This window comes from Sphingopyxis sp. BE235 (assembly GCF_031457175.1).
In the GTDB taxonomy this organism is placed as follows: Bacteria; Pseudomonadota; Alphaproteobacteria; order Sphingomonadales; family Sphingomonadaceae; genus Sphingopyxis.
This window is the reverse complement of sequence record NZ_JAVDWC010000006.1, coordinates 218,564-241,589: the sequence shown is the minus strand read 5'-3', so window position 1 is coordinate 241,589 and position 23,026 is coordinate 218,564. Positions and strand designations below refer to the sequence as shown.

14 protein-coding genes are annotated in these 23,026 nt (G+C 64.7%); 7 read left to right on the top strand and 7 right to left on the bottom strand.

Annotation, left to right across the window (positions count from 1 at the left end; all coding sequences use genetic code 11):
- Positions 1-23 precede the first annotated feature (23 nt).
- The 4 genes from J2X38_RS21435 (at position 24) to argJ (ending at position 5,008) form a co-directional block, all read left to right on the top strand.
- Positions 24-635 (top strand): NAD(P)H-dependent oxidoreductase, encoded by a 612-nt coding sequence (locus tag J2X38_RS21435; RefSeq protein ID WP_310257316.1) that lies wholly within the window; start codon positions 24-26, stop codon positions 633-635.
- Positions 636-781: 146 nt separating this feature from the next.
- Positions 782-2,092: a M20/M25/M40 family metallo-hydrolase gene (locus J2X38_RS21430; RefSeq protein ID WP_310257314.1), complete on the top strand. Its 1,311-nt coding sequence runs from the start codon at positions 782-784 to the stop codon at positions 2,090-2,092.
- A 95-nt stretch (positions 2,093-2,187) separates the two neighbouring features.
- Entirely contained in the window at positions 2,188-3,621 is a 1,434-nt protein-coding gene (locus J2X38_RS21425) for an aldehyde dehydrogenase family protein (protein ID WP_310257313.1), read from the top strand.
- A 160-nt stretch (positions 3,622-3,781) separates the two neighbouring features.
- Complete coding sequence (gene argJ, locus J2X38_RS21420) at positions 3,782-5,008, top strand: bifunctional glutamate N-acetyltransferase/amino-acid acetyltransferase ArgJ (RefSeq protein WP_310257311.1); 1,227 nt, start codon at positions 3,782-3,784, stop codon at positions 5,006-5,008.
- A 100-nt stretch (positions 5,009-5,108) separates the two neighbouring features.
- Here argJ and J2X38_RS21415 read toward each other — a convergent pair whose 3' ends face one another.
- Genes J2X38_RS21415 through J2X38_RS21395 form a run of 5 tightly spaced genes read right to left on the bottom strand, consistent with a single transcriptional unit; the run spans position 5,109 to position 14,917 of the window.
- Positions 5,109-7,151, bottom strand: a complete 2,043-nt coding sequence (locus J2X38_RS21415) for a glycoside hydrolase family 97 protein (protein WP_310257309.1) — start codon at positions 7,149-7,151, stop codon at positions 5,109-5,111.
- Positions 7,151-8,791, bottom strand: a complete 1,641-nt coding sequence (locus J2X38_RS21410; protein WP_310257307.1) for an alpha-amylase family glycosyl hydrolase — start codon at positions 8,789-8,791, stop codon at positions 7,151-7,153. Before J2X38_RS21410 ends, J2X38_RS21415 begins: the two co-directional genes overlap by 1 nt.
- Positions 8,791-10,602, bottom strand: a complete 1,812-nt coding sequence (locus tag J2X38_RS21405; RefSeq protein WP_310257304.1) for an alpha-amylase family glycosyl hydrolase — start codon at positions 10,600-10,602, stop codon at positions 8,791-8,793. The genes J2X38_RS21410 and J2X38_RS21405 overlap by 1 nt, the downstream gene beginning before the upstream one ends.
- Complete coding sequence (locus tag J2X38_RS21400; protein WP_310257302.1) at positions 10,599-12,107, bottom strand: tryptophan 7-halogenase; 1,509 nt, start codon at positions 12,105-12,107, stop codon at positions 10,599-10,601. The genes J2X38_RS21405 and J2X38_RS21400 overlap by 4 nt, the downstream gene beginning before the upstream one ends.
- 59 nt (positions 12,108-12,166) lie before the next feature.
- Complete coding sequence (locus tag J2X38_RS21395) at positions 12,167-14,917, bottom strand: TonB-dependent receptor (protein ID WP_310257300.1); 2,751 nt, start codon at positions 14,915-14,917, stop codon at positions 12,167-12,169.
- 318 nt (positions 14,918-15,235) lie between these two features.
- On the opposite strand from J2X38_RS21395, the gene J2X38_RS21390 reads away from it, so the two are divergent.
- Entirely contained in the window at positions 15,236-16,270 is a 1,035-nt protein-coding gene (locus tag J2X38_RS21390) for a substrate-binding domain-containing protein (protein WP_310257298.1), read from the top strand.
- Between the two features lie 245 nt (positions 16,271-16,515).
- Positions 16,516-18,021, top strand: a complete 1,506-nt coding sequence (locus tag J2X38_RS21385; protein ID WP_310257401.1) for an MFS transporter — start codon at positions 16,516-16,518, stop codon at positions 18,019-18,021.
- 10 nt (positions 18,022-18,031) lie between these two features.
- Here the strand turns inward: J2X38_RS21385 and J2X38_RS21380 are convergent, their stop codons facing one another.
- Positions 18,032-19,732, bottom strand: coding sequence for a sulfatase-like hydrolase/transferase (locus tag J2X38_RS21380; RefSeq protein WP_310257296.1), 1,701 nt, complete (start codon positions 19,730-19,732; stop codon positions 18,032-18,034).
- Between the two features lie 34 nt (positions 19,733-19,766).
- Complete coding sequence (locus J2X38_RS21375; RefSeq protein WP_310257294.1) at positions 19,767-22,031, bottom strand: TonB-dependent receptor; 2,265 nt, start codon at positions 22,029-22,031, stop codon at positions 19,767-19,769.
- A gap of 301 nt (positions 22,032-22,332) precedes the next feature.
- Between J2X38_RS21375 and J2X38_RS21370 the strand changes: the two genes are divergently transcribed.
- Entirely contained in the window at positions 22,333-22,974 is a 642-nt protein-coding gene (locus J2X38_RS21370) for a CerR family C-terminal domain-containing protein (RefSeq protein WP_310257292.1), read from the top strand.
- Positions 22,975-23,026 lie beyond the last annotated feature (52 nt).

Genomic DNA, 23,026 nt, shown 5'->3' with positions numbered 1-23,026 from the left:
GTGCCAGCCCGCAAGGAAATGACATGCCTGCTCCCCTGACTGCCGCCGCCATCAACTGCTCGCTTTCGGCCAAGGGCCGAGCCAGTTCGACCGACGCAATGATCGCGGTGCTCGCCGAACATTTCGCCGCGCTGGACGTGACGGTCGCCGACCCGATCCGGATCGCCGCGCACAACGTCAAATGGGGTGTGACCTCAAACCAGGGGCCGGACGACGACTGGCCGAAAATTCGCGAGCAGATCCTTGCCGCCGATATCCTGATCTTCGGCACCCCGATCTGGATGGGGCAGGCGTCGAGCGTCGCCAAGCTCGTCATGGAGCGCATGGACGCCTTCCTGTCGGAAACCGACGATCAGGGCCGCATGCCGAGTTATTCGAAGGTCGCGGTCGCGGCGATCGTCGGCAATGAGGACGGCGCGCACAATGTCTCGGCGCAAATCTTCCAGGCGCTGAACGATGTCGGCTGGACGATCCCCGCGGTCGCCGCCTGCTATTGGGTCGGCGAGGCGATGGGATCGACCGACTTCAAAGATCTCGAGCATCGCCCGCGCAAGGTCACCGAAACCGCGAAAATGGTCGCCGCCAACGCGGCGCACCTCGCAAGATTGCTCAAGCAGGCACCCTATCCCGGCTGAGCGCTTGCGCCCGGGTCGCAAGCGAGGCACAAACCATCCCGTCGCCCCCGCGAAGGCGGGGGCCGCTATCGGCCTTGAGCCACGTCTCCAGCGGCCCCCGCCTTCGCGGGGGCGACGACTTGTAACGCACGAGCTGGAGTCGCCCCATGAAATCACTGCCCTTTGCCGCCCTCATCGCCTTTCAACTCGCGCTCGCCCCGACGGCTCAGGCGAAGCTCGGCAAGGCCGAAAGCGCGATGGCAAAGACGGTCGCAGCGGAACAGGACCGCAACCTCGCGCTGCTCGAAAAGCTCGTCAATCAGAACAGCGGCTCGCTCAATCTCGAAGGCGTCGAAAAGGTCGGGGCGATGATGCGCGCCGAACTCGAACCACTGGGTTTCAAGGTCGAATGGAAGCCGATGCGCGACACCGGCCGCGCCGGCCATTTGATCGCGACGCACAGCGGCAAACCCGATGCCAAGCGCCTGCTCCTGATCGCGCATCTCGACACGGTCTTCGAACCCGACTCGCCCTTCCAGAAGTTCGTCCGCGAAGGCGATATGGGCCAAGGCCCCGGCGCGGGTGACGACAAGGGCGGTATGGTCGTCATCGTCGCGGCGCTGCGCGCGATGCAGGCGGCCGGGACGCTGAAGGACGCCAATATCGAAATCCACATGACCGGCGACGAAGAAGATTCGGGCACCCCGATCGAGAAGGCGCGCGCCCACCTGATCGCAGCGGGCAAGCGCAGCGACGTCGCGCTCGATTTCGAAGGGCTCGTCCGCGACAATAGCGCCGACATGGGTTCCGTCGCGCGGCGCTCGTCGGACAGCTGGACGGTGACCGCAACGGGCAAGAGCGCGCACAGCTCGGGCATCTTCAGCGCCGCGGCAGGCGACGGCGCGATCTATGAGCTCACGCGCATCATCCACCGTTTCCGCACCGAGCTGCCCGAGCCGAACCTGACCTTCAACGTCGGGCTGATCGCGGGCGGGCAGCAGGCCGATCTCGACGCGGGCGGCATCCGCGCGACGGTGACCGGCAAGACCAACATCATCGCACCCGTAGCGGTCGCGCGCGGCGACCTGCGTGCGCTGTCGCCCGAACAGATCGCGCGCGTGAAGGCGAAGATGACGGCGATCGTCGCCGAACATGCCCCCGGCACCGATGCGAAAATCGCCTTCGATCCGGGCGGCTATCCCTCGATGGCGCCGACCGACGGCAATCGCGCGCTGCTCACGAAATTGAACGGGGTGAACCGCGACCTCGGGCTCGCCGAAATGGCGCCGCTCGATCCGCTGAAGCGCGGCGCGGGCGACATCAGCTTCGTCGCCGCCGATGTCGACGGGCTCGCGGGACTCGGGCCGTACAGCACCGGCGACCATGCGCCGGGCGAAGCGGTCGATATCCCCAGCATCGCGCGCCAAGCGACGCGCGCTGCCATCCTGATGTCACGCCTTTCTGCTGAAAAACGCTGACCTGCCGCAATTGGCAGTTGGCCTTTGCTTGATTCATCCGCCACAGTGATTAGGTAGCAATCCGAGACGGATTCACCGCCGATGGGAGACAGGACATGAGCACCGAAACGCATCTCAAGCAGAATTACATCGGCGGCCGCTGGGTCGACAGCAAGGGCGGCAAGCCGCACGACGTCATCAACCCGGCAACCGAAGAGGCCGCCTCGACGATCGTCCTCGGCACCGCCGCCGACGTCGACGACGCCGTCGCCGCGGCGCGCGAAGCGCTCAAGAGCTGGTCGCAGACGACGCGCGAGGAACGGCTCGACCTGCTGAACCGCATCGTCGAGGAATATAAGAAGCGCGCACCCGACCTTGCCAAGTCGATGGCGAGTGAAATGGGCGCTCCCGTCAGCTTCGCGGGCACCGCGCAGGTCGGCGCGGGCATCGGCGGCTTCCTCGGCACCATCGCGGCATTGAAGGATTTTGCCTTCACCGAAAAATATGCCGCGGGCGTCATCGCCTACGAACCGATCGGCGTCGTCGGCATGATCACGCCGTGGAACTGGCCGCTGAACCAGATCGCATTGAAGGTCGCCCCCGCGCTTGCCGGCGGCAACACGATGGTGCTGAAACCGTCGGAAGAATGCCCCGGCAACGCGACGATCTTTGCCGAGATCCTCGACGCCGCGGGCGTGCCGCCGGGCGTCTTCAACCTCGTCCAGGGCGACGGCCCGACCGTCGGCAACGCGATCAGCGCGCACCCCGGCATCGAAATGGTGAGCTTCACCGGATCGACCCGCGCCGGCATCCTTGTCGCCAAGGCGGCGGCCGACACGGTGAAGCGCGTCCATCAGGAACTCGGCGGCAAGTCGCCGAACATCGTCCTGCCCGACGCCGATTTCGCCGCCGTGCTGCCGCCGACGGTGCAGGGCGTGCTCGTCAACACCGGCCAGAGCTGCATCGCCCCGACGCGTATCCTCGTCCAGAAGGACCGCGAAGCCGAAGCCGTCGGCGTGATCAAGGCGATGTTCGACGGCACGCAGGTCGGCGATCCGCAGGCCGAGGGTGGCCACATCGGCCCCGTCGTCAACAAGGCGCAGTTCGACAAGATCCAGGGCCTGATCCAGTCGGCGATCGACGAGGGCGCGACGCTCGAGACCGGCGGCACCGGTCTCCCGTCGAACGTCAACCGCGGCTATTATATCAAGCCGACGGTCTTCTCGGGCGTCACGCGCGATATGCGCATCGCCAACGAGGAAATCTTTGGCCCCGTCGCGACGATCATGGCCTATGGCGACCTCGACGAAGCCGTCGATATCGCCAACGACACCGAATATGGCCTGTCGGCGGTGATCTCGGGCGATCCCGCCAAGGCCGCCGACGTGGCACCGAAGCTGCGCGCCGGCATGGTCGCGGTCAACGCGTGGGGCCCCGGCCCGGGCGCGGCGTTCGGCGGCTACAAGGCATCGGGCAACGGCCGCGAAGGCGGTCTGTTCGGCCTCAAGGACTTCATGGAAGTGAAGTCGATCAGCGGCATTCCGGGCTGATAATCTTCTCCCCTCCCGCAAGCGGGAGGGGTCGGGGGAGGGCCTGTGGTGTCGGCCAACCCTCCCCGCTACGACTAGCGAGCAAGCTCGCAAGTCTCACTGCCCCTCCCGCTTGCGGGAGGGGTTTTGCTTTGGACCGATAGCGATTAAGCGCGTCCCCATGACCACTCGCTCCCCGCTCGCCCCCGCCGCCTTCCCCGCTCTCCCCGACATCGCCGGGGTCACGCGCCGCGTCGCGCGCGCGCAGTACAAGAATTGGGACCGCTGCGACCTCACCTATGTCGAGCTAACCCCCGGCACCACCGTCGCGGGGGTGTTCACGCGCAATGTGTGCTGCTCGTCCGAAGTCGAGCTCGGCCGCGAACAGGTCAAGGGCGGCACCGGCCGCGCGCTGATCGTCAACGCGGGCAACAGCAACGCCTTCACCGGCTATCGCGGGCGCGAAGCGGTCGAGCAGATCATGGAACAGGTCGCGGGGCATATCGGTTGCGAGCCGAGCGAAGTCTTCGTCAGCTCGACCGGCGTCATCGGCGTGCCCTTGCCCAAGGACAAGGCGCGCGCCGGGGTCGAGGCCGCGCTCACCGCCGAGCCCTGCTCGTGGGAAGCCGCCGCCGACACCATCGGCACCACCGACACCTTCGCCAAGGGCTCGGGCGCGAGCGTGATCGTCGGCGGCACGACCGTCCATGTCGCGGGCATCGTCAAGGGATCGGGCATGATCGCGCCCGACATGGCGACGATGCTCGGCTATATCTTCACCGACGCCGCGGTCGCTCCCGCGCTGTTGCAGGCGATGCTCAGCGAGGCGACCGTCGGCAGCTTCAACAGCATCACCGTCGACAGCGACACCTCGACCAGTGACACGGTGCTGCTCTTCGCGACCGGGCAAGCGGGCAACGCCGTGCTAACCACGCGCGACGATCCGGGAGCCGACGCGCTCTACGCGGCGATCCGCGAGGTCGCGCTCGACCTTGCACAACAGGTCGTGCGCGACGGCGAAGGCGCGTCGAAGTTCATCGAGATACAGGTGACCGGCGCCATCAGCGATGTCAGTGCCAAGCGCGTCGCGCTCGCGATTGCCAATTCGCCGCTGGTCAAGACCGCGATCGCGGGTGAGGACGCAAACTGGGGCCGCGTCGTGATGGCGGTGGGCAAGGCGGGCGAACCCGCCGACCGCGACCGTCTCGCGATCCGCTTCGGCGATCATTGGGTGGCGAAGGACGGGCTACCCGTCGATGGCTATGACGAAGCGCCGGTTGCGGCGCACCTCAAAGGTCAAAACATCCGCGTCGGCGCCGACCTGGGGCTCGGCGAAGGCCGCGCGACCGTTTGGACGTGCGACCTCACCCACGGATATATCAGCATCAACGCCGACTATCGGAGCTGATGATCGCCTCCAATAGTGTCATACACGGTCTAAGTTTGTGAATTTCTCCGAGTTTGGATCCTGCCGCTGTACGCCGCTGCCTGACCGTGCGACGCCTTCATCAGTCCCGTGAAAGTCGCATCGCGGCGCCCCCGCCCGGTGCGAGCCAGAGCTTGTAGCTGTCGCCCTTCTTCACCTTGATTCTGTCATAGGCGATGCGGTGCCGCGCGTCGGTCAGATAGGTGGCGCCCTCGCCATCCTTCCAGATCGTGGCGGTATAGGTTTTTCCCGGTTCGAGGAAATCGAAGCGCAGCGTCAGCGTGCGTTCGGTCGCATCGTTGACCCCGCCGACATACCAGTCGGCGCTGCGGCGGTCCTTGCGCGCGAAGATCGCATAATCGCCGACTTCGCCCGCGATCAGGCGGCTTTCGGACCAGTCGGCGGGGACCGCCTTGATGAACTCCAGCTCGCGCGGATGCGCTTCCAGATTCTCGATGAAATCGGCGGCCATCTGGATCGGCGAATAGATGGCGAGGTAAAGCCCGAGCTGCTTTGCCAGCGTCGAGGCGAGCGGCGCCTTGTTCGCGCCCTCGAGGCTCAGCACGCCGGGGGTGAAGTCCATTGGCCCCGACAGCATGCGCGTATAGACGAGCGTCGGTTCATGGTCCGGGCCGTTCGCGAAGGCGCCCCACGCGTTATACTCCATGCCGCGCGCCCCTTCACGGGCGACCCAATTGGGATAGGTACGACGCAGGCCCGTATCCTTGATCGGTTCGTGCGGATTGACCGCAACATGATATTTCGCCGCAGTCTCGACCACCTTGAGATGATGCTGCACCTGGCGCTGGCCGTCGTGCCATTCCATCGCGGTGGCGCCGGGCGTGGCACCCGGCGCGATGATCCCGCCAGCGTCGGCGACATAACCGGTCTTGACCGTGCCGACGCCGAGCTGGCCATAGAGCTTCATCGCGTCGTCGAGTTGCGCCTCATAGACCGCGATATTGCCGCCGGTTTCGTGATGGCCGATCAGCTGGACACCCTTTTTGCGCGCATAGTCGGTGATCGCCTTCAGGTCGAAATCGGGGGTCGCCTGGGTAAAGCTGAACTCGTCGCCATGGCCGAACCAATTGCCGTTCCAGCCCTTGTTCCAACCTTCGACCAGCACGCCGCCGAAGCCGTGCTTCGCCGCGAAGTCGATATATTGCTTCGTGCGCTCGGTCGTCGCGCCATGCTTCGGCCCCTCGGCCCAGCTCCAGTCGCCACGGATCATCCCCCACCAGATGCCGATATATTTCATCGGCTTGAACCAGCTGACATCGCCCAGCTTGTTGGGTTCGTTGAGGTTGAGTTCGAGGTCGCTTTCGACCAGCCCCGCCGCATTGTCGGCGATGCGGATCGTGCGCCACGGCGTCGCGAACGGCAGGTCGCGGATGACGCGTGCGCCCTTCGAGGACGGCGACAGCGTCGCGCGGAACTTTTGTCCCTCGGCGCGCTTGAACCACATGCCGGCATAGTCGACGAGGGCGGCTTCGTGGAACGCCAGATGCGTCCCGTCGTCGAGGCGCATCGTGATCGGCGTGTGCGCGGTCGCGACCGCGTCGATCGGGGTTTTTTGATAGATTTGCTCGTAGCGGTTCCACTCGCCGCCGGTGATCCACCACGCGGTGCCCTTGGGCGCGATGTCGAATTCGGTGATTTCGTCGATGATCTTCGCGGTCGGGAGGCCCGCCTGTTCGGGCAGTTCGTAACGGAAGCCGATGCCGTCGTCGAACAGGCGGAAGCGCACGTTCATCGCATGGCCGCCCCAGCTCTTGTCCTGGCGGAAGCGGACGAGCAGCTCATTGTGCCGGTCGCGCACGAAGCGGCGCTCGCCCCACGGCTGTTCCCAGCGCGTGTCGCCGCTGGCGCGCTCGACACTTCCGATCGTGAAGCCGCGCTGCAGTCCGATGCGGTCGGCGAGGATGAAACCGAGCTTCGACGGCGCGATCAGCAGCTTGCCCCTCCGCGACAGCGACCAGGTCGGCCGCTGGTCATTGTCGGTCGAAACCGTCAGCACGATAGCGCCGTCGGGCGACGATGCCGTCTGCTCGGGCCGCGTGTCCTGCGCGAAGGCGGGCACCGCTGCCACGGCGAGCAGCGGGAGGGCGGCGAACAGGCTACGCATCAATTTGTTCCTTCGAATTTCAGCCAGAGAGCGCCGCACAGCGGCAAATGCGCCGGATCGGCGCCGTTCAGTGCGACGACCGGAACGCCGCCCGCCGCATGGCCAGCGACATCGATCGTCCCGCCACCAAGGTTGAAGAGGCAGCGGATATGTTCGCCGTCCGCGATCCGGTCGAACACGAGCAGGTCGCCCTCGGCAATCCAGCGCGCGTCGCGGCCGAGCCGCAGCGCCGGGTGCGCGGCGCGCAGCGCGATCAGATGGCGCGTGAGGTTGAGCAGCGAAGCGGGATCACCCTGCTGCCGGTCGACCGCGAGCGCGCCGTGCGTCGAGCCGAGCGGCAACCACGGATCGGCGCTCGAAAAGCCCGCATGATTTTCGCCCGCCGCCCACGGCAGCGGCGTTCGCGCGCCGTCGCGTGACAGCGTCAGCGGCCAGTTCTTGAGCGCCTCGGGGTCCTTCACCAGCTCGAACGGGATCTCGACCTGATCGAGCCCCAGCTCCTCGCCATTATAGAGGATGATATTGCCGCGCAGCGCACAGAGCAGCGCCATCTTCATCCGCGCATAGGCCGCCGGATCGACGCCTTCGGGGGTCCAGCGCGACACCGCGCGCGGCGCATCGTGGTTCTCGAACGCCCAGCTCGGCCAGCCGAGCCCCGGCGCATCGGGCCATTGTTCGGCTGCCTCGCGCACCAGTTGCGGCGTCAGCCGGTCGGCATAGAGAAAGTCGAAGCCATAGGCGCTGTTCAGCCGGCGCTCGCCCGCGGTGAACAGCTTCATCTCGCGCACCGCATCGTCGCCGCCGACTTCGGCAACGGTGAAGCTGCCCGGATATTGATCGGTCAGCGCGCGGATGCGTTCGAGGAAGAGCGGGATGTCGGGGTGCGACTGGTTATGGATTTTCTGCTGGAAATCGAACGGCCGGGTGCGGACCTTGTTCGACGGCGGTGCGGGCGGATTGTCGCGTAATTCGGGGTCGTGCATCGAGAAGTTGATCGCATCGATGCGAAAGCCATCGACGCCGCGGTCGAGCCAGAAACGCACAACGCCGAGCAGCGCGTCCTGCACCTCCGGGTTATGGACGTTGAGCTGCGGCTGCGAGCCCAGGAAATTATGCATATAATATTGGCCGCGCCGCGCGTCCCACGTCCACGCCGGGCCGCCGAACACCGACTGCCAGTTGGTCGGCGGCGACCCGTCGGGCTTCGCATCGGCCCAGACATACCAGTCGGCCTTGTCATTGTCCTTGCTCGCGCGGCTTTCGGCGAACCAGGCGTGACGATCGGAGGTGTGGGCGAACACAAGGTCGGTCGTGACCTTCAGCCCCAGCGCATGCGCGCGTGCCACCAGCGCGTCGAAATCGGCGAGCGTGCCGAAAATCGGGTCGACGCCCTCATAATCGGCGATGTCATAACCGAAATCGTCCATCGGCGAGGGGTAGAAGGGCGACAGCCAGATCGCGTCGACGCCGAGCGAGGCGACATAGTCGAGCCGCGCGGTGATGCCGGCGAGGTCGCCGATCCCGTCGCCGTTCGAATCGGCAAAGCTGCGCGGATAGATCTGATAGATCGCCGCGCCCTTCCACCACGGCGCCTCTGCGGCGGCGGGCAAGCTGGCATTCTGGACGAGGGGCTGGGTCATTATGGCGTGGTCTTCGCTTCTTCGCTGGCCCGGCAAATGATCGTGCCAAAGGCGGGGAGAGAAAGATGGATGCTGCCCGGCGCGGCGGGGCTTGCCGGACAGTCACCGTGGAGCGCGGTAAAGCCCGCGCTTTTCATATCGATGGCAATATTCGCCGACAGCGGCGCCGCCGACGTGTTGAACGCGAGCAGCACTTCGCGGCCGGTGCCCGGATCGAAGCGCGATACTGCAAGCAATCCGGGCTTTTCAGAGAAGGCGCGAACCTTTGTCGCGCCGCGCGTCAGCGCGGGCGTCTTGCGCCGGATTTCGGACAGCGCCGCGATATGGCGATAGAGCGGATGCATGGGATCGAAGTTGGCGGTGGCGGTCGTCGCGTCGCTGCCGATCAGATCATTGTCGTTATAGGCGGCGACCTTTGAGGCAAACATGCTCTCGCGCGCGAGCTGATCCTTGTCGTCCGACACGAACCCCTGCTCGTCGCCATAATAGATCGTCGGCACCCCGCGCAGCGTCAGCAGCATCGAATGGCCGAGCATCACGCGCTGGAGCAGCTCGACTTCGCTTGCCTTCGGGTTTGCCGCCTTCACGAACATCGCGAAACGGCCCATGTCATGGTTGCCAAGGAAGGTCGGCAGCTCTTGCGCCGCCCCTGCGCCGCCCTTGTAGAGCGCGTCGCCGTCGAACAGCCGCGCGAACTGGTCGGTCCCCTTCGTCCCGCTCACCGCATCGATCGCCGCGCGCGCGAAGCCGAAGTCGAGCACCGCGGGCAGCCCCGCCGCGTGCGTGTACCAGGCGAGTGCGCCCGGATCGACCGCGTCGACATAGACTTCGCCGAAGATATGGAAATTGGGAATGCCGCGCGCCTTCGCCCGCGCCTGCATCGCGGGGACGAAGGCTTGCCAGAATTCGGGGTTCACATGCTTCGCGGTGTCGATACGGAAGCCGTCGATCCCGAATTCGTCGATCCAGCGGCCATAGATTTCGATGAAGCCCTGCACGACGCGCGGGTGCTCGGTCGCGAGATCGTCGAGCCCGGCAAAGTCGCCATAGAGCGAAGATTCGCCGACCCAGTCGCTGTTGCCGCGATTGTGGTAATAGATCGGGTCGTTGAGCCACGCGGGCATCTTCACCCGCTCCTCGCCCTTCGGCACGACGGGGGTGTAGGCGAAAGCCGGATCGGTCAGCTTTTTCCAGTTCCCGGCATCGGCGACATGATCGCCCGCGAAGCCCGGATTGATCGGCGCGCCGCCCGTGCCGCCGCGACGCGAGAAGGGATAATCGGCGAGGCTGCGATAGCGGAAGCCTCCGTCTGCGCCCTCCTTGTAGGTGATCACATCGGCGGTGTGGTTGGCGATGATGTCCATATAGACCTTCATCCCCCGCGCATGCGCCGCGTCGACGAACGCCTTGAATTCGGCATTGGTGCCGAAATGCGGGTCGACCTGCGTGAAGTCGGTGACCCAATAGCCGTGATAGCCCGCGCTTTCGTCGCCCTTCGGCCCCTGCACAGGCTTGTTCTTGAAGATCGGGGCGAACCAGATCGCGGTCGTCCCCAGCCCCTGGATATAGTCGAGCCGCCTAGTGAGCCCCGCAAGGTCGCCGCCGTGGAAAAAGCCCTTCGCGGTGGGGTCATAGCCGGTCTGGAGCCGGTCGCCCTTCAGCCCGCCCTTGTCGTTCTTCGGATCACCATTTTCGAAGCGGTCGGGAAGCACGAAATAGATGATCTCATCCTCAGGCGGCCGCTGGCGGTAATCCGCTGTCGGCGCGGCACCGCTGAGGGTCAGCGCGAGGATCGAAGCGAACAGGCTCATGCGGGCACTCCTGCCGCGCAATGCTGCGCGATAAAGTCTTCGTGGGTCGGCAGATGCGAAGCGGTGCGCGCGACGATCGTTTCGATGTCGGCGAAAAAGCCCGCCAGTTCGTCATGCGTGAGCTGGTCGGCCATCGGATGATAGCTGCCGGGCATGATATTCTGCCCCGTCAGCACCTGGAACCAGCCGATTTCGACGAACAGTTCGTCGCCTTCGCGAACGATCTGGCCCTGACTCTGAAACAGCGCGATCTTTTGCGCGAGCGTTTCGGGAATGCCCATCTCGCGGCACCGGATCCAGAAGGGCGAGTCGGTGCGCTGGTTGGCGTGATAGTGGAGGATGACGAAGTCGCGGATGCGTTCGTAATCGAAGCGCACGCGCCGGTTATAGGCGTCGATATTGGCGGCATCGAAATCGCAGTCGGGGAAGTGCGCGAGCAGCTTGGCGATGCCGTTCTGGATCAGGTGGATGCTCGTCGATTCAAGCGGCTCGAGGAAACCCGAGGCGAGACCCAGCGCGACGACATTGGCGTTCCACGCCTGTTTGCGCATCCCGGTGCGGAAGCGGAGGGTGCGCGGCTCGGCGAGCGGGCGGCCCTCGACATTGGCGAGCAGGATCGCGGTCGCCTCATCCTCGCTGGTGAAGTCGCTGCAAAAGACATGGCCGTTGCCGGTGCGGTGCTGGAGCGGGATGCGCCATTGCCAGCCGGCTTTGTGCGCGATCGCCTGCGTATAGGGTCGCGCCGGGCCGGCATTTTCGCTCGGCACCGCGATCGCGCGGTCGCAGGGAAGCCAGTGCGTCCAGTCCTCGAACCCGGTTTCGAGCGCCCACTCGATCAGCAGCGCGCGAAAGCCCGAACAGTCGATGAAGAGTTCGCCTTCGATTGCGGTGCCATCTTCCAGCACGACGGCTTCGACATGGCCGCTTTCGCCACCCCGCCGGACGCTGGCGATCTTGCCTTCGGTCCGTTCGACCCCGGCGGCTTCGGAAACCTTGCGCAGATAGGCCGCATAGAGCGCGGCGTCGAAATGGAAGGCGTAAGCGATGCCGTCGAGGCTGGTGTTCGGGATCTGCGGCAACCGCGCGAAGCGGTTCTGGCGCCCCGCGCTTTCGTTGAGCGAATAATCGCCGAGCCGGCCCGCGACGCCTTCGTTCCGGCCGCGGAGCCAATATTGCTGGAAAGGCAGCATGCCGAGGCTGCGCCCGATCTGCCCGAAGGCGTGCATATAGATGTCGCCGATCCGGCCCCAGTCGTGGAACTGGATGCCCAGCTTGAAGGTGCCGCCCGTTTCGCGAATGAACTCATTCTCGTCGATGCCGATCAGCGCGTTGAACAGGCGGATCGCGGGAATCGTCGCCTCACCGACACCGACGGTGCCGATCTCGTCGCTTTCGACGAGCCGGATCGACAGATTGTCCATCGTCCGCGCCAGCGCCGCGGCGGCCATCCAGCCTGCGGTTCCGCCGCCGACGATCACCACCTTCGTGATGCGACTGTCGCCCACCCTGTTCCTTCCTCTCGTCCGGAAGCGGGCCGACCTTGCAGGCCAGCCCGCTCATTCCGTCAGAACTTGTAAGTGATACCGGCCATGAAGTTGCGACCATAATTCTGATAGTCGCGGATCTGGCGCGGATCATTGTTGTAATAGGTCACGAACGGCTCGTTGGTCAGGTTCGACGCCTGCAGCAGGATGCCCAGCCCCTCGAGCGCGCCGCTCTGGAAGGTATAGCCGACCTGCGCGTCTACGACGAACTCGCTCTTCGCCATGAACATGTCGCGCGCGAGGCTGATCGTCGAAACTTCGGCGAGGAATTTCGAGCGGTAGCGGCCCGACGCGCGCACCTGGAAGCCGTCCTTTTCGAAATAGGCGGTTCCGTTGATGACCCATTTCGAGAGGCCGGGCATCGAAATCGCATCCTCCGTGCCCTCGCGCACGCGGCTCTTGGTATAGGAGGCGCTGCCGAGCACACCGAAGCCGTCGAGCGCCTGGGTGAAGTTCGCGAAGGGCAGCGAGAAGGAGGCCTCGGCGCCGTAGACGCGACCGGCATTGCCGTTCAGCCACTGCTTGCTGAGCCCGGCCCGTGTTCCGGCCGTTCCGCCGTCGGGAACCTCGAAGTCGGTGAAGTCGAACGGATTGATCTGACGGTAGATGTAATTTTCGAGATATTTGTAGAAACCGCCGACCGAGACATAGCCGCCCTGCCCGAAATATTTCTCGAGCCCGATATCGACCGTGTCGGCCATCAGCGGACGCAGCTTCGCATTGCCGAGGTCGAGCGACCAGGGCGAGGCGTTGACGTCGGTGTTGTTGCGCTTCGACGTGTCGAAATTGACGCCGCCGCCGGGCTTCAGCTGGTCCATGCGCGCGCGCGCCAGCACGCGCGCGGCACCGAAGCGCAGGAAGCTATTGTCGGCGAATTCGATCGACAAATTGATGCTCGGCAGGATGTCGGTATATTTGTCGCCGTCGGTGACCGGCGTCGACTGGGTGACGCCGCCGACGACCTGCGCATAGAAGCTCGATCCCGTCTGGTCCGAATGAATGACCTGGACGCCGACGTTGCCGCGGATCGGGGTGCTTCCCGCATCGGCGTCGAAATTCGCCTGCACAAAGCCGGTGAGTATCTTTTCGCGGATCGTATAATCGTTGAACACGCGCGCCGGATCGAAGCCCGCGCCGTCGGTCAGATTATAGTTGCCGTCATTATAGAAACGCCAGCTGTCGAACGCGACCATGCCGGGGATGCCGATGAAGTCGAGCGACACCGGATCGTAGAGATAGTCGGCGGGCACCGGCGTATTCGCCGGATAATTTTTGCTGGTCAGCACGAAGCCGCGGTCGTCGAGGCTCTTCTTGCGGTCCGAATAATTGGCGCCGACGCGCAAGCTGCTGATCACGCCGTCGAGTTCCTGCGTCGCCTGCAGGCGCAGCGATTTCAGCTGATCCTTGACCCGCGGCGTGTTGACGAAGCCGTCCTGACAGTTGGCCACCGCGCCGCCGCAGCTGTTCCAGCCCTGCGGATCGGTGATCACGAACAAATTGGGATCGGAATAGTCGAGCGACGGGTCGAACATGATCCCGCCATTGGGGCGCATCTCGAAGCCGAGCGCGGTTTCGCGCGCGCCGACGCCCGCGCCGCGGCCGGTGCCAAGATAGATTTCGAGATTTTCCTCGGTCTTCTTGATCCGCGAGTAGCCAAGGTCGAGCTCAAGCGTCAGTTTCTCATTGGGCTTGAACTGCGTGTTCCAGCCGCCCGCGATGATCGTCGAGTTGCGGTGGACGACGTCGTTGCGCATCACCGCCTCGGTGCCCGTCCAGACGCCCTTCGTCACCAGACCGTCCTCGATCGTGAAGCCGGGCTGGAGCGTCGAATTGCCCCAGAAGAGCGGAAACTCGATGCCGCGCAGGCGCTGTTCGTCCTTGAACTTCGACCAATAGCCGTCAATCGTCGTGTGGAACTTGTCGCTCGGTTCCCATTCGACGACCGCCATCACGCCGTCGCGCTTCAGCTCATTCGATTTCACATAGGGCTTGGCGCCGCCGATGACGAAGGCGGTGTTCGTGCTGTCGGTCGCCTCGGGATAGCCCCACGCGTTGAACCGTTCCTCGGCGGTCGGCGACTGCATGCGCGCATAACCGATCGCCCAGCCGAGCGTGCCGTCGGCATTCTGGTCGATATAGGAGATGTTGGCGCGGTAGCCCTTGTTCGAAATATCGGGGTTGAGCTTGCCGAGGTCGTTGACCTCGAAGCGCGCACCGGCGGCGATCGTGCGCTTGCCATAAGCGAGCGGGCGCACGGTCCGCATGTCGATCGTGCCGCCGATCGCCTGCCCGATCAGCGAGGCGTCGGGGGTCTTGTAGACGATCGCGCCGTTCAAAAGCTCGGAGGGATATTGGTCGAGCTCGACGCCGCGGTTGTTGCTCGCCGAAACCTGTTCGCGGCCGTTGAGCAGGGTCGTGGTGAAATCGGGAGCGAGGCCGCGGATCGACACGACATTGGCGCGGCCGTCGAGGCGCTGCGTCGCGAGGCCCGGCAGGCGCGACAGCGATTCGGCGATCGACAGGTCGGGCAGCTTGCCGATGTCTTCAGCCGACACGACCTCGACGATCGAGGTGCTGCTCTTCTTCGCCTGGACCGAATTGGCGATCGCGCTGCGGATACCGCTGACGATGATTTCGCCGTCGGCCGGCGCCTCGTCGACCGGCGCGGTGCTCGCGTCCTGCGCCATCGCGGCGCCGGGCAGCACGGCGGTCAAGGCAAGGCCAAGCGCGATGGCGCTGGCACCGCGGCGAAGATTGGTCGGCATGGTCATATGTGGCTCCCCTGGCACGGACGGGTGGTCTTGACCCATGCATCGGGAGGGGGACGCTGGGCGTCCGTCAGGCTCCTCTCCGGCACGTGGGCTTTCCCATCTTGAGCCTCGCAATTGAAACCAATCACGCCACGCCGCCATAGGGTATACGTATACGCATAATATGCAGAGCCGCGCGCTGTCGCATAAATGCAACGTTTTCGGGGCCGAAAACCGCGGGACTCGCCCCCATGCAATTTCTTGGCATCCACCGGACCAATCGCTACTCTCGGGGGCGAGCGGCGGCCACCTGGAAGGCCGCGGCGCCGGGAGAGAGACATGGGGCGCCAGCCCTCGGCCAAGCCGACGAGTTTCGACATCGCCTATCTGGCGGGCGTCTCGCAGCCGACGGTGTCGCGCGCGCTGCGCGGCAGCAAATCGGTCAGCGCCGCGACCCGCGCCAACATTCAGCGCATTGCGCAGGAACTCAACTACACCGTCGACAAAAACGCCTCGAGCCTGCGCTCGCAGCGCACCCATACGCTCGCTTTGCTCTTCTTCGAGGACCCGAACCCCGACGAATCGATGATCAACCCCTTCTTCCTGTCGATGCTGGGGTCGATCACGCGCGAATGCGCGCGGCGCGGTTACGACCTGCTCATCAGTTTCCAGCAGATGCACAACGACTGGCACGTCACCTATCAGGACAGCCACCGGTCCGACGGCATCATCCTGCTCGGGTACGGCGATTATCAGCTCTACCTCACCAAGCTCGAGCATCTGGTCGAGATGGGGACCAAGTTCGTGCGCTGGGGATCGGTGTCCGACGACGGGATCGGGCTGACCGTCGGATCGGACAATGTCGGCGCGGGCGAGCAGGCGGGTGCGCATCTGGTCGAGATCGGGCGGCGGCGTATCGCCTTCCTTGGCGACGCGTCGGACCATGCGCCCGAATTCCAGGACCGCTATAACGGGCTGTGCCGCGCGATGCGCGCCGCGGGTCTCGAACCCGATCCGGCGCTGCAGCGCGATGCGGTGTCGTCCGAGGATTCGGGCTATGCCGCCGCGCGGTCGCTGATCGAAAGCGGCCAGAGTTTTGACGCGGTGTTCGCCGCAAGCGACCTGATCGCCATCGGCGCGATGCGCGCGCTGGCCGAAGCGGGCCTGCGGCTACCGCACGACGTCGCGATCATCGGCTTCGACGACATCCCCGCCGCCAGCCTGACCACACCGACGCTGACCACGCTGATGCAGGATATGAAGGGCGCGGGAAGCTTGCTCGTCGACGCGCTGCTCGCACGCATCGACGACCGCCCGGTCGAACAGCGGATATTGCCGGCCCGGCTGATCCGGCGCCAGAGCACGGCCGTCTAGCTTACCCTTCGTCATCCCGGACTTGATCCGGGATCCCGCTTTTTAAGGCACCGGCAGACTTCGACATCAAGCGGGACCCCGGATCAAGTCCGGGGTGACGATAGTGCTGGAGTCCACAATCCGCCGAACGCCGCCTCTTCACGTATTCGTATACGTAACCGCCCCGCGCTTGCTCTCTTCCCCGCTCGCTGCAACACCCCGACGCAACGGAAGCCGCGACCGACGGCCCCGACGGGAGACGCATGATGGAAAAACCGAAGCAGGGCTTTGCCGGCCTATGGAATATCAGCTTCGGCTTTTTCGGCATCCAGATCGGCTTCGCGCTGCAAAATGCGAATATGAGCCGGATATTCCAGTCGCTGGGCGAGGATATCGAACGCCTCCCCGGCCTGTGGGTCGCGGCGCCGCTGACCGGGCTGCTCGTCCAGCCGATCGTCGGGCATATGAGCGACCGGACATGGCTCGGCCGGCTCGGACGCCGCCGTCCTTATTTCCTCGCCGGTGCGATCCTCGCCGCGATCGCGCTGTTCGTGATGCCCGAAAGCCCGGCGATCTGGTTCGCCGCGATGATGCTGTGGATCCTCGACGCCTCGCTCAACATCTCGATGGAGCCTTTCCGTGCCTTCGTCGGCGACATGCTGCGCAAGGACCAGCACAGCGTCGGCTATGCGGTGCAGACCGCCTTCATCGGCGCGGGCGCCGTCGTCGGGTCGCTGTTCCCCTCGCTGATGGAGGCGATGGGGGTCGCCAATGTCGCCCCCCCGGGGCAGATTCCCGATACGGTGCGCTACGCCTTCTGGTTCGGCGGGATCGCGCTGTTCCTCGCGGTGCTGTGGACCGTCGTCACAACGGGCGAATATAGCCCCGAACAGATGGCGGCCTTCGAACGCGCCGCACCCGACGGAGGCCCGGCCAGCCGCCCGCTCGCCTCACGTGGCTATCGCGGCGGTCTCGCCTGGGCGGCCGCGGGCCTCCTCGTCCTGTTCGTCCAGCATCATTTCGCTCTGCTTCGCGAAGTGCTGCTGCTCGGCGCGCTGCTCATCGGCTACGGCCTCGCGAGCATCGCCGCGATCGCGCTGGCGCGCCGGGGCGACGACCGCAACATGCTGTCGAGCATCGTCGGCGATTTCTCGGGCATGCCGCCGCTGATGAAGCGGCTGGCGCTCGTCCAGTTCTTCAGCTGGTCGGCGCTTTTCATCATGTGGATCAACACCACCCCGATCGTTGCCCAATATCATTTCGGAACGACCGATGCCGCGAGCGCCGCCTATCAGGACGCGGGCAATTGGGTCGGCCAATTGTTCGCGATCTACAACGGCGTCGCCGCGGTCGCGGCGCTGACCCTGCTCCCCTGGCTCGCGCGCCGCGTAGGACAGGCGCGCACGCATATGGTCGGCCTCGCCTGCGGCGCGGCGGGATATGCCAGCTTCTTCCTGCTGCGCGACCCCTCGCAGCTGATCGTCAGCGAGATTTTCATCGGCATTTTCTGGGCGTCGGTCCTCGCCATGCCCTATGCGATCCTCGCCTCCAGCCTGCCGCAAGCGAAGCTCGGCATCTATATGGGGCTTTTCAACGTCTTCGTCGTCGTCCCGCAATTGCTCGTGGCGACGGTGATGGGCTCGATCATGAAAGCCCTGTTTCCGGGGGAGCCCATCTATACGATGGCATTCGCAGCATTCGCCTTGCTGCTTGCGATGGCTGCGATGACCCGCGTCGACCCGCCAGCCCGCGCCGAAGCCAGCCAAGGCTGAGAATCCTCGCTCAGCCCGGCCAAGGCCGATTATATATCTCGGTCGGCCCGGGATATTCGCTGCCATCGTCCGTTCCGACCTCGCGCGCGATCAGCGCGTTCACCATCGCATTGAGCCGCGTCATGTTGCGTCGCTGCTCGGGCCGCGCGGCGAGATTGACGATCTCGTCGGGATCGGCTTGCGTGTCGTAGAGTTCGAGGTCGTTGTTCGCCGACAATTCGGCCCAGTTTTGCGGGTGCTGGTGATGCGCAGGCGCGAAATAGCGCGCGAACTTCCAGCGGCCGTCATGCACGCCGCGGTGCAGCCGGCGTCGCGACAGGTCGAAACGGTCGGTGAAGGGAGCCGTCGCGGGCTGTCCCGCCTTCGGCGCCCAGCCATAGGCCACCGCATAGTTGAACAAATGCCCTCTAACGTCGCGTTCGGTGCGCGCATTGGCGTCGGTCAATAACGGCGTCACGTCGACGCCGGGCAGATCAGGATAATGCTCCTTCCGCCAGCCGACATCCTTCCCGCCCAGCGCGAGCAGGGTCGGCGCGATGTCCACCGCGCTCATCAGGCGGCGCGAGCGGCGCCCGCCCGCGGCATCGGGATGGACGATGATCATCGGCACATTGGTCTCTTCGCGGTAGATCGTGCCGCCCTTTTGCCGCATGCCGTGCGCGCCCGCGCGTTCGCCATGGTCGGCGGTATAGACGATGATCGTGTTCTCGAGCTGGCCGCTCGTCTCGAGCGCCCACAGCAACTGGCCGATCCGCCGGTCGACGTCGCGGATGCAATTGTAATAATAATTGCGGAAACGGCGCCACGACGCTTCGTCGCCATGATCCATCGCGCCATAGGTGCGGACGTTCGACGCGGCGATGCCGCGATGCGCCTCGGGCTTTCCGCTGAGATCGTCGAGGTAAAAGCTCGCGGGCAGCTCGAAACCATTGTCCTCGGCATAGAGCGGGTCCCCCGGTTCGCGGCGGAGCGGCCCCAGAAGATAAGGATGCGCGCGCGTTTCGGTCTGCTTGCCCGTCGCATCATAGAACATGATGTCGTGCGGATTGAGCAGGCCGACGACCATGAACCAGGGTTTTCCAGCCGCCTTGTCGCGTTCCTTGAAATCGAGGATGCTGCGTGAGGCGTCGGCGGCGATATACTGGTCGTGCCGGTATCCGTCCCACGTCAGGCCGACCGCTTCACCGTCGAACCCGTAATCGTCGAAGCCATATTCTTCCATCGCATGTTCGGTGGCCGGGTAGATCATGCCCGACACCTGGTTCCAGTTCCGCTTCTCGTTGATCGGCGAAAGGTGCCATTTGCCCTTGTAGCTGGTGTAATAGCCCGCCGACCGCATCATATGGCCCAGCGTCGGCAGGTCGGTCGGCAGCACCGGATCCTCGGCGCCGCTCGAGTTCAGATAGATGCCCGTGCGCTGCGTGTGATGCCCGGTGAAGATCGTCGAGCGCGACGGGCTGCACGGCGTCGTCTGGACATGGTAATTTTCGACGAGCAGCCCGCGCGCCATCAGTTCGCGGTGCCCCGGCAGCTTTTCGAGCAGCCCTTTCGGGAAGCTCGCGATACTCTGCTCCTGATCGGTGACGATCATCAGGATGTTGAGCTTGCGCCCGTCCGCCGCGGACACGCTGGCCCGCGCGCCCGACGCCGCGAGCGCCCCGGCGCCGCCCAGTCCGCCTACGAATGTCCGGCGGTCAACAGTCCAAACCATCTCGGGGCCTTTCCATGTCCAATCGATGCCGCGCCTAAAAGCGGAGGACCGCTTCCAGATTGACCGTCCGCGGCGCGTTGATCATCACGACATGGCTATTCCCGCCGAGCAGCGGCGTGTTGATCGCCTGGCTGAACGTCACCTCGTTCGTCAGGTTCCGTCCGACGAGCGCAAGTTCCCACGCGCCATCTTCCTTGCGGATCGCCAGGCGCGCGTCGAACTTCGCGTAACCCGGCTGCGTATTGAGCGGGTTCAGGTCGCCCTGCAAATAGGATTTCGACGTGTAGTCGGCGGCGCCGCGAGCGCTGACGATCAGGTCATCGCTCACCGGCACATCGAACTGCACATAGCCCGATGCCTTCCATTCGGGCGCGCGGGTCAGGCGCACGCCGGACAGATTGTTCGTCGCGGGCGTGCAGCCGGCCGGCGCGTTGTACAGGCAGGGGCCGCCCGGATAATCGTTGTATTTCGCGTCCAGATACGCCCCCGTGGCGCCGAGGCTGACGACCGAACTCGGCCGGTAGCGCGCCTCGACTTCGACGCCCTGCGCGGTTGCCTTGGCAGCGTTGCCGGTGATGAAGGCGGTGCCATTGTACGACGACACCTGCAGATTGGCGAAGCGCGTGCGGAACAGCGCGATGTCGAGGTCGAGCTTGCGGTCGAACAGGCGCATCTTCGTGCCGAGTTCCCACGCGCGCGCGCGTTCGTCGTCGAAGTCGAAACGGCCGTTGTTGTTGCGGATATTATAGAGGAGCAGTCCATCGTTCGACAGGAAGCCCCCGCCCTTCGTTCCCGTCGCATAGCTGACATAGGCCGACACTGCCGGGCTGAATTCGTAGCGGACGCGGAGCGAATAGTCCCAGAGTTTCTCGGTCCGGCTGCCGCTGATGTCGAAATCGAGGTTGTTCGCGGGGATACGCGGCCCGACGTTGGTGCTCGTCCCGCGCGCTTCCTTCTTTTCATGGCTGTAACGCAGGCTGCCGCTGAAGGTCAGCGCGTCGGTCAGTTCGGCCTCGACGATCGCAAAGGGCGATAGCGACCAGGACGACTGGGTGAAGCCGCGCTTCCCCTCGGCCTGCGGCAGCGTCGTCCCCACCAGATTGCCGTTGTAGCTGATGAGCTGCAGGATATCGAGGTCGGCGTCGGTGTAAGTCGCGCCGAACGCGAGGTTGATCCCGGCGGCGACGTCGCGCGAGACGCGCAGTTCCTGGAAGAACTGGCTGCTCTCTTCGGCCTGCAGCGTGTTGAGCAGGTTGATCGGGCCGGGAATGGTGTTGAACGTGCGCTCCGAATCCACCGCCTGATAAGCGGTGATCGAGGTGACCGACCAGTCGCCCGGGGTCCAGTTCATCGTCATCGCGCCGGTGCGCGACTTGGTGACGTCATATTCCTCCGGAAAACCACGGCTGAACCGCCAGAAACCGGGCTTGTCCTGCGCGTCGGCACCGCCGCTGGCATTACGGACGATGTTGCAGAGGTTGCAGTTCGGATTGCCGATATTGTTGTAGACGGCGTTCGACCCGTTGATTTCGTTTCGGAACCCCTCGGCCTTGAGCAGGATTTCGAAATCCTCGCTCGGCTCCCACAGCAATTGCGCGCGCCCCGAGCGGTATTTCGACCCATTGTCGTCGAAACCCGTCAGCCGGTTTTCGATATAGCCGTCGGCCTGCCCTGCACCGCCGCTCAGCCGGACGCTCAGCGTGTCGCTGATCGGTCCCGACAGATAGCCGCTGAAATTCATGCCGCCTTCGGCCAGTTCGGTTCCGGCGCGGAACTCGGCCTCGAAATCGCGCGTCGGGCGGCGCGTTATCATGCTGATAGCACCGGCATTGGTGTTCTTTCCGAACAGCGCGCCCTGCGGTCCGCGAACGACCTCGATGCGCTCGACGTCGAGGAACGGCACCTGCAACGACCGCGCGCGGCTGGAATAGACGCCGTCGACGAACAGCCCGACCGATTGCTCGAACGCCAGATTGTTCGCGCCCGACCCGAGCCCGCGGATCGTGATCGCGTAATTGCCGTTGGTGTTGTCGATCTGGAGGTTGGGAACCGACGACTGGAGGTCGGTGAACAGGCGCTGCCCCTGCTGCTCGATCGCGTCGCCCGTCACAACGCCCACCGAAATCGGCACTTCCTGAAGCGTTTGCGGGCGGCGCGAGGCGGTGACGATGATGTCTTCGCTGCCCGCCGTCCCTGTCGTCGCGGCCGCTTCGGCCTCCTGCGCCGCCGCGGGATGGGCAACCGCGATCATCAAGCTTCCGGTGGCGAGCGCCGTCAAGGCCCGGTGGTGGCGTGTCATCCATCTCTCTCCCATGTTCACGGCCAACGCCCCCGCAGACGCGTTCCCAGCGCCCTCGACTCCGCGGCCTCCCATATTATGTATCAAATGATATATTTCGGAATGACCAAAATCAATAGTATTCTAAGTATTTTTTAGAAGGCCGCCAAAAGCTCTATATTCCGCCGGAAATCGGATGTTTGCCAACCTGCGAGCATTTGCTTTACGCATGGCAGATCGATTGCGGCGAAGAGCTTTGAGGTTGATAATGACGATGGGAGATACGGACGAAGGGCCCGTTGCGCAGCCCGGAAGAGACGCGGTGTCGAACGCGTCGCGCAAGGGCGACCAATCGCGCCAGCGCATATTGGAGGCGGCGCTGATCGAATTCGGGGCGGCGGGATTCAAATCTGCGACGACGCGCCGCATCGCCGAACGGGCGAAAACGACGCTTCCGCCGCTAAACTATTATTTCGGCAGCAAGGAAGGGCTATATCGCGCGTGCGCCGAAGAGATAGTGGCGCGTTTCGAGCGCGCGAACCATGATGCCGTGGCCGCAGCAAGGCGGACCATCGAATCGACATCGGGCACGGAAGAGGCGCGCGACGCGCTCAAAAAGCTGATGGCCGCATCGGTGGAACTGATATTGGGCAACGCGACCTATGGGCTCGGCAGCGGAATCATCGCCCGCGAACTCGCCGAACCGGGCCCGGCTTTCGATATCTTTTACGATCGCCTGTGGCTGCCCGGCATCGAACGCAACGCGCGGCTGATATCGCGGATCAAGTCGGAGCCCGACGTGTCGGCCGAATCGCGCGTGCAATCGATATTGCTCGTATCGAGCATCCCGTCGTTCCATACCCGGAGGATCGTCGCGCAAAAGGCCATGGGCTGGTCGGCAATCGGTGCTGCGGAGCTAGCGCTTGTCACGAAAGTCCTGCATCTCCAGATCGACCGGGTGTAAGCTCGATGGCTGAGCTCAATAATATCGTCACCCCGGACTTGGTCCGGGATGA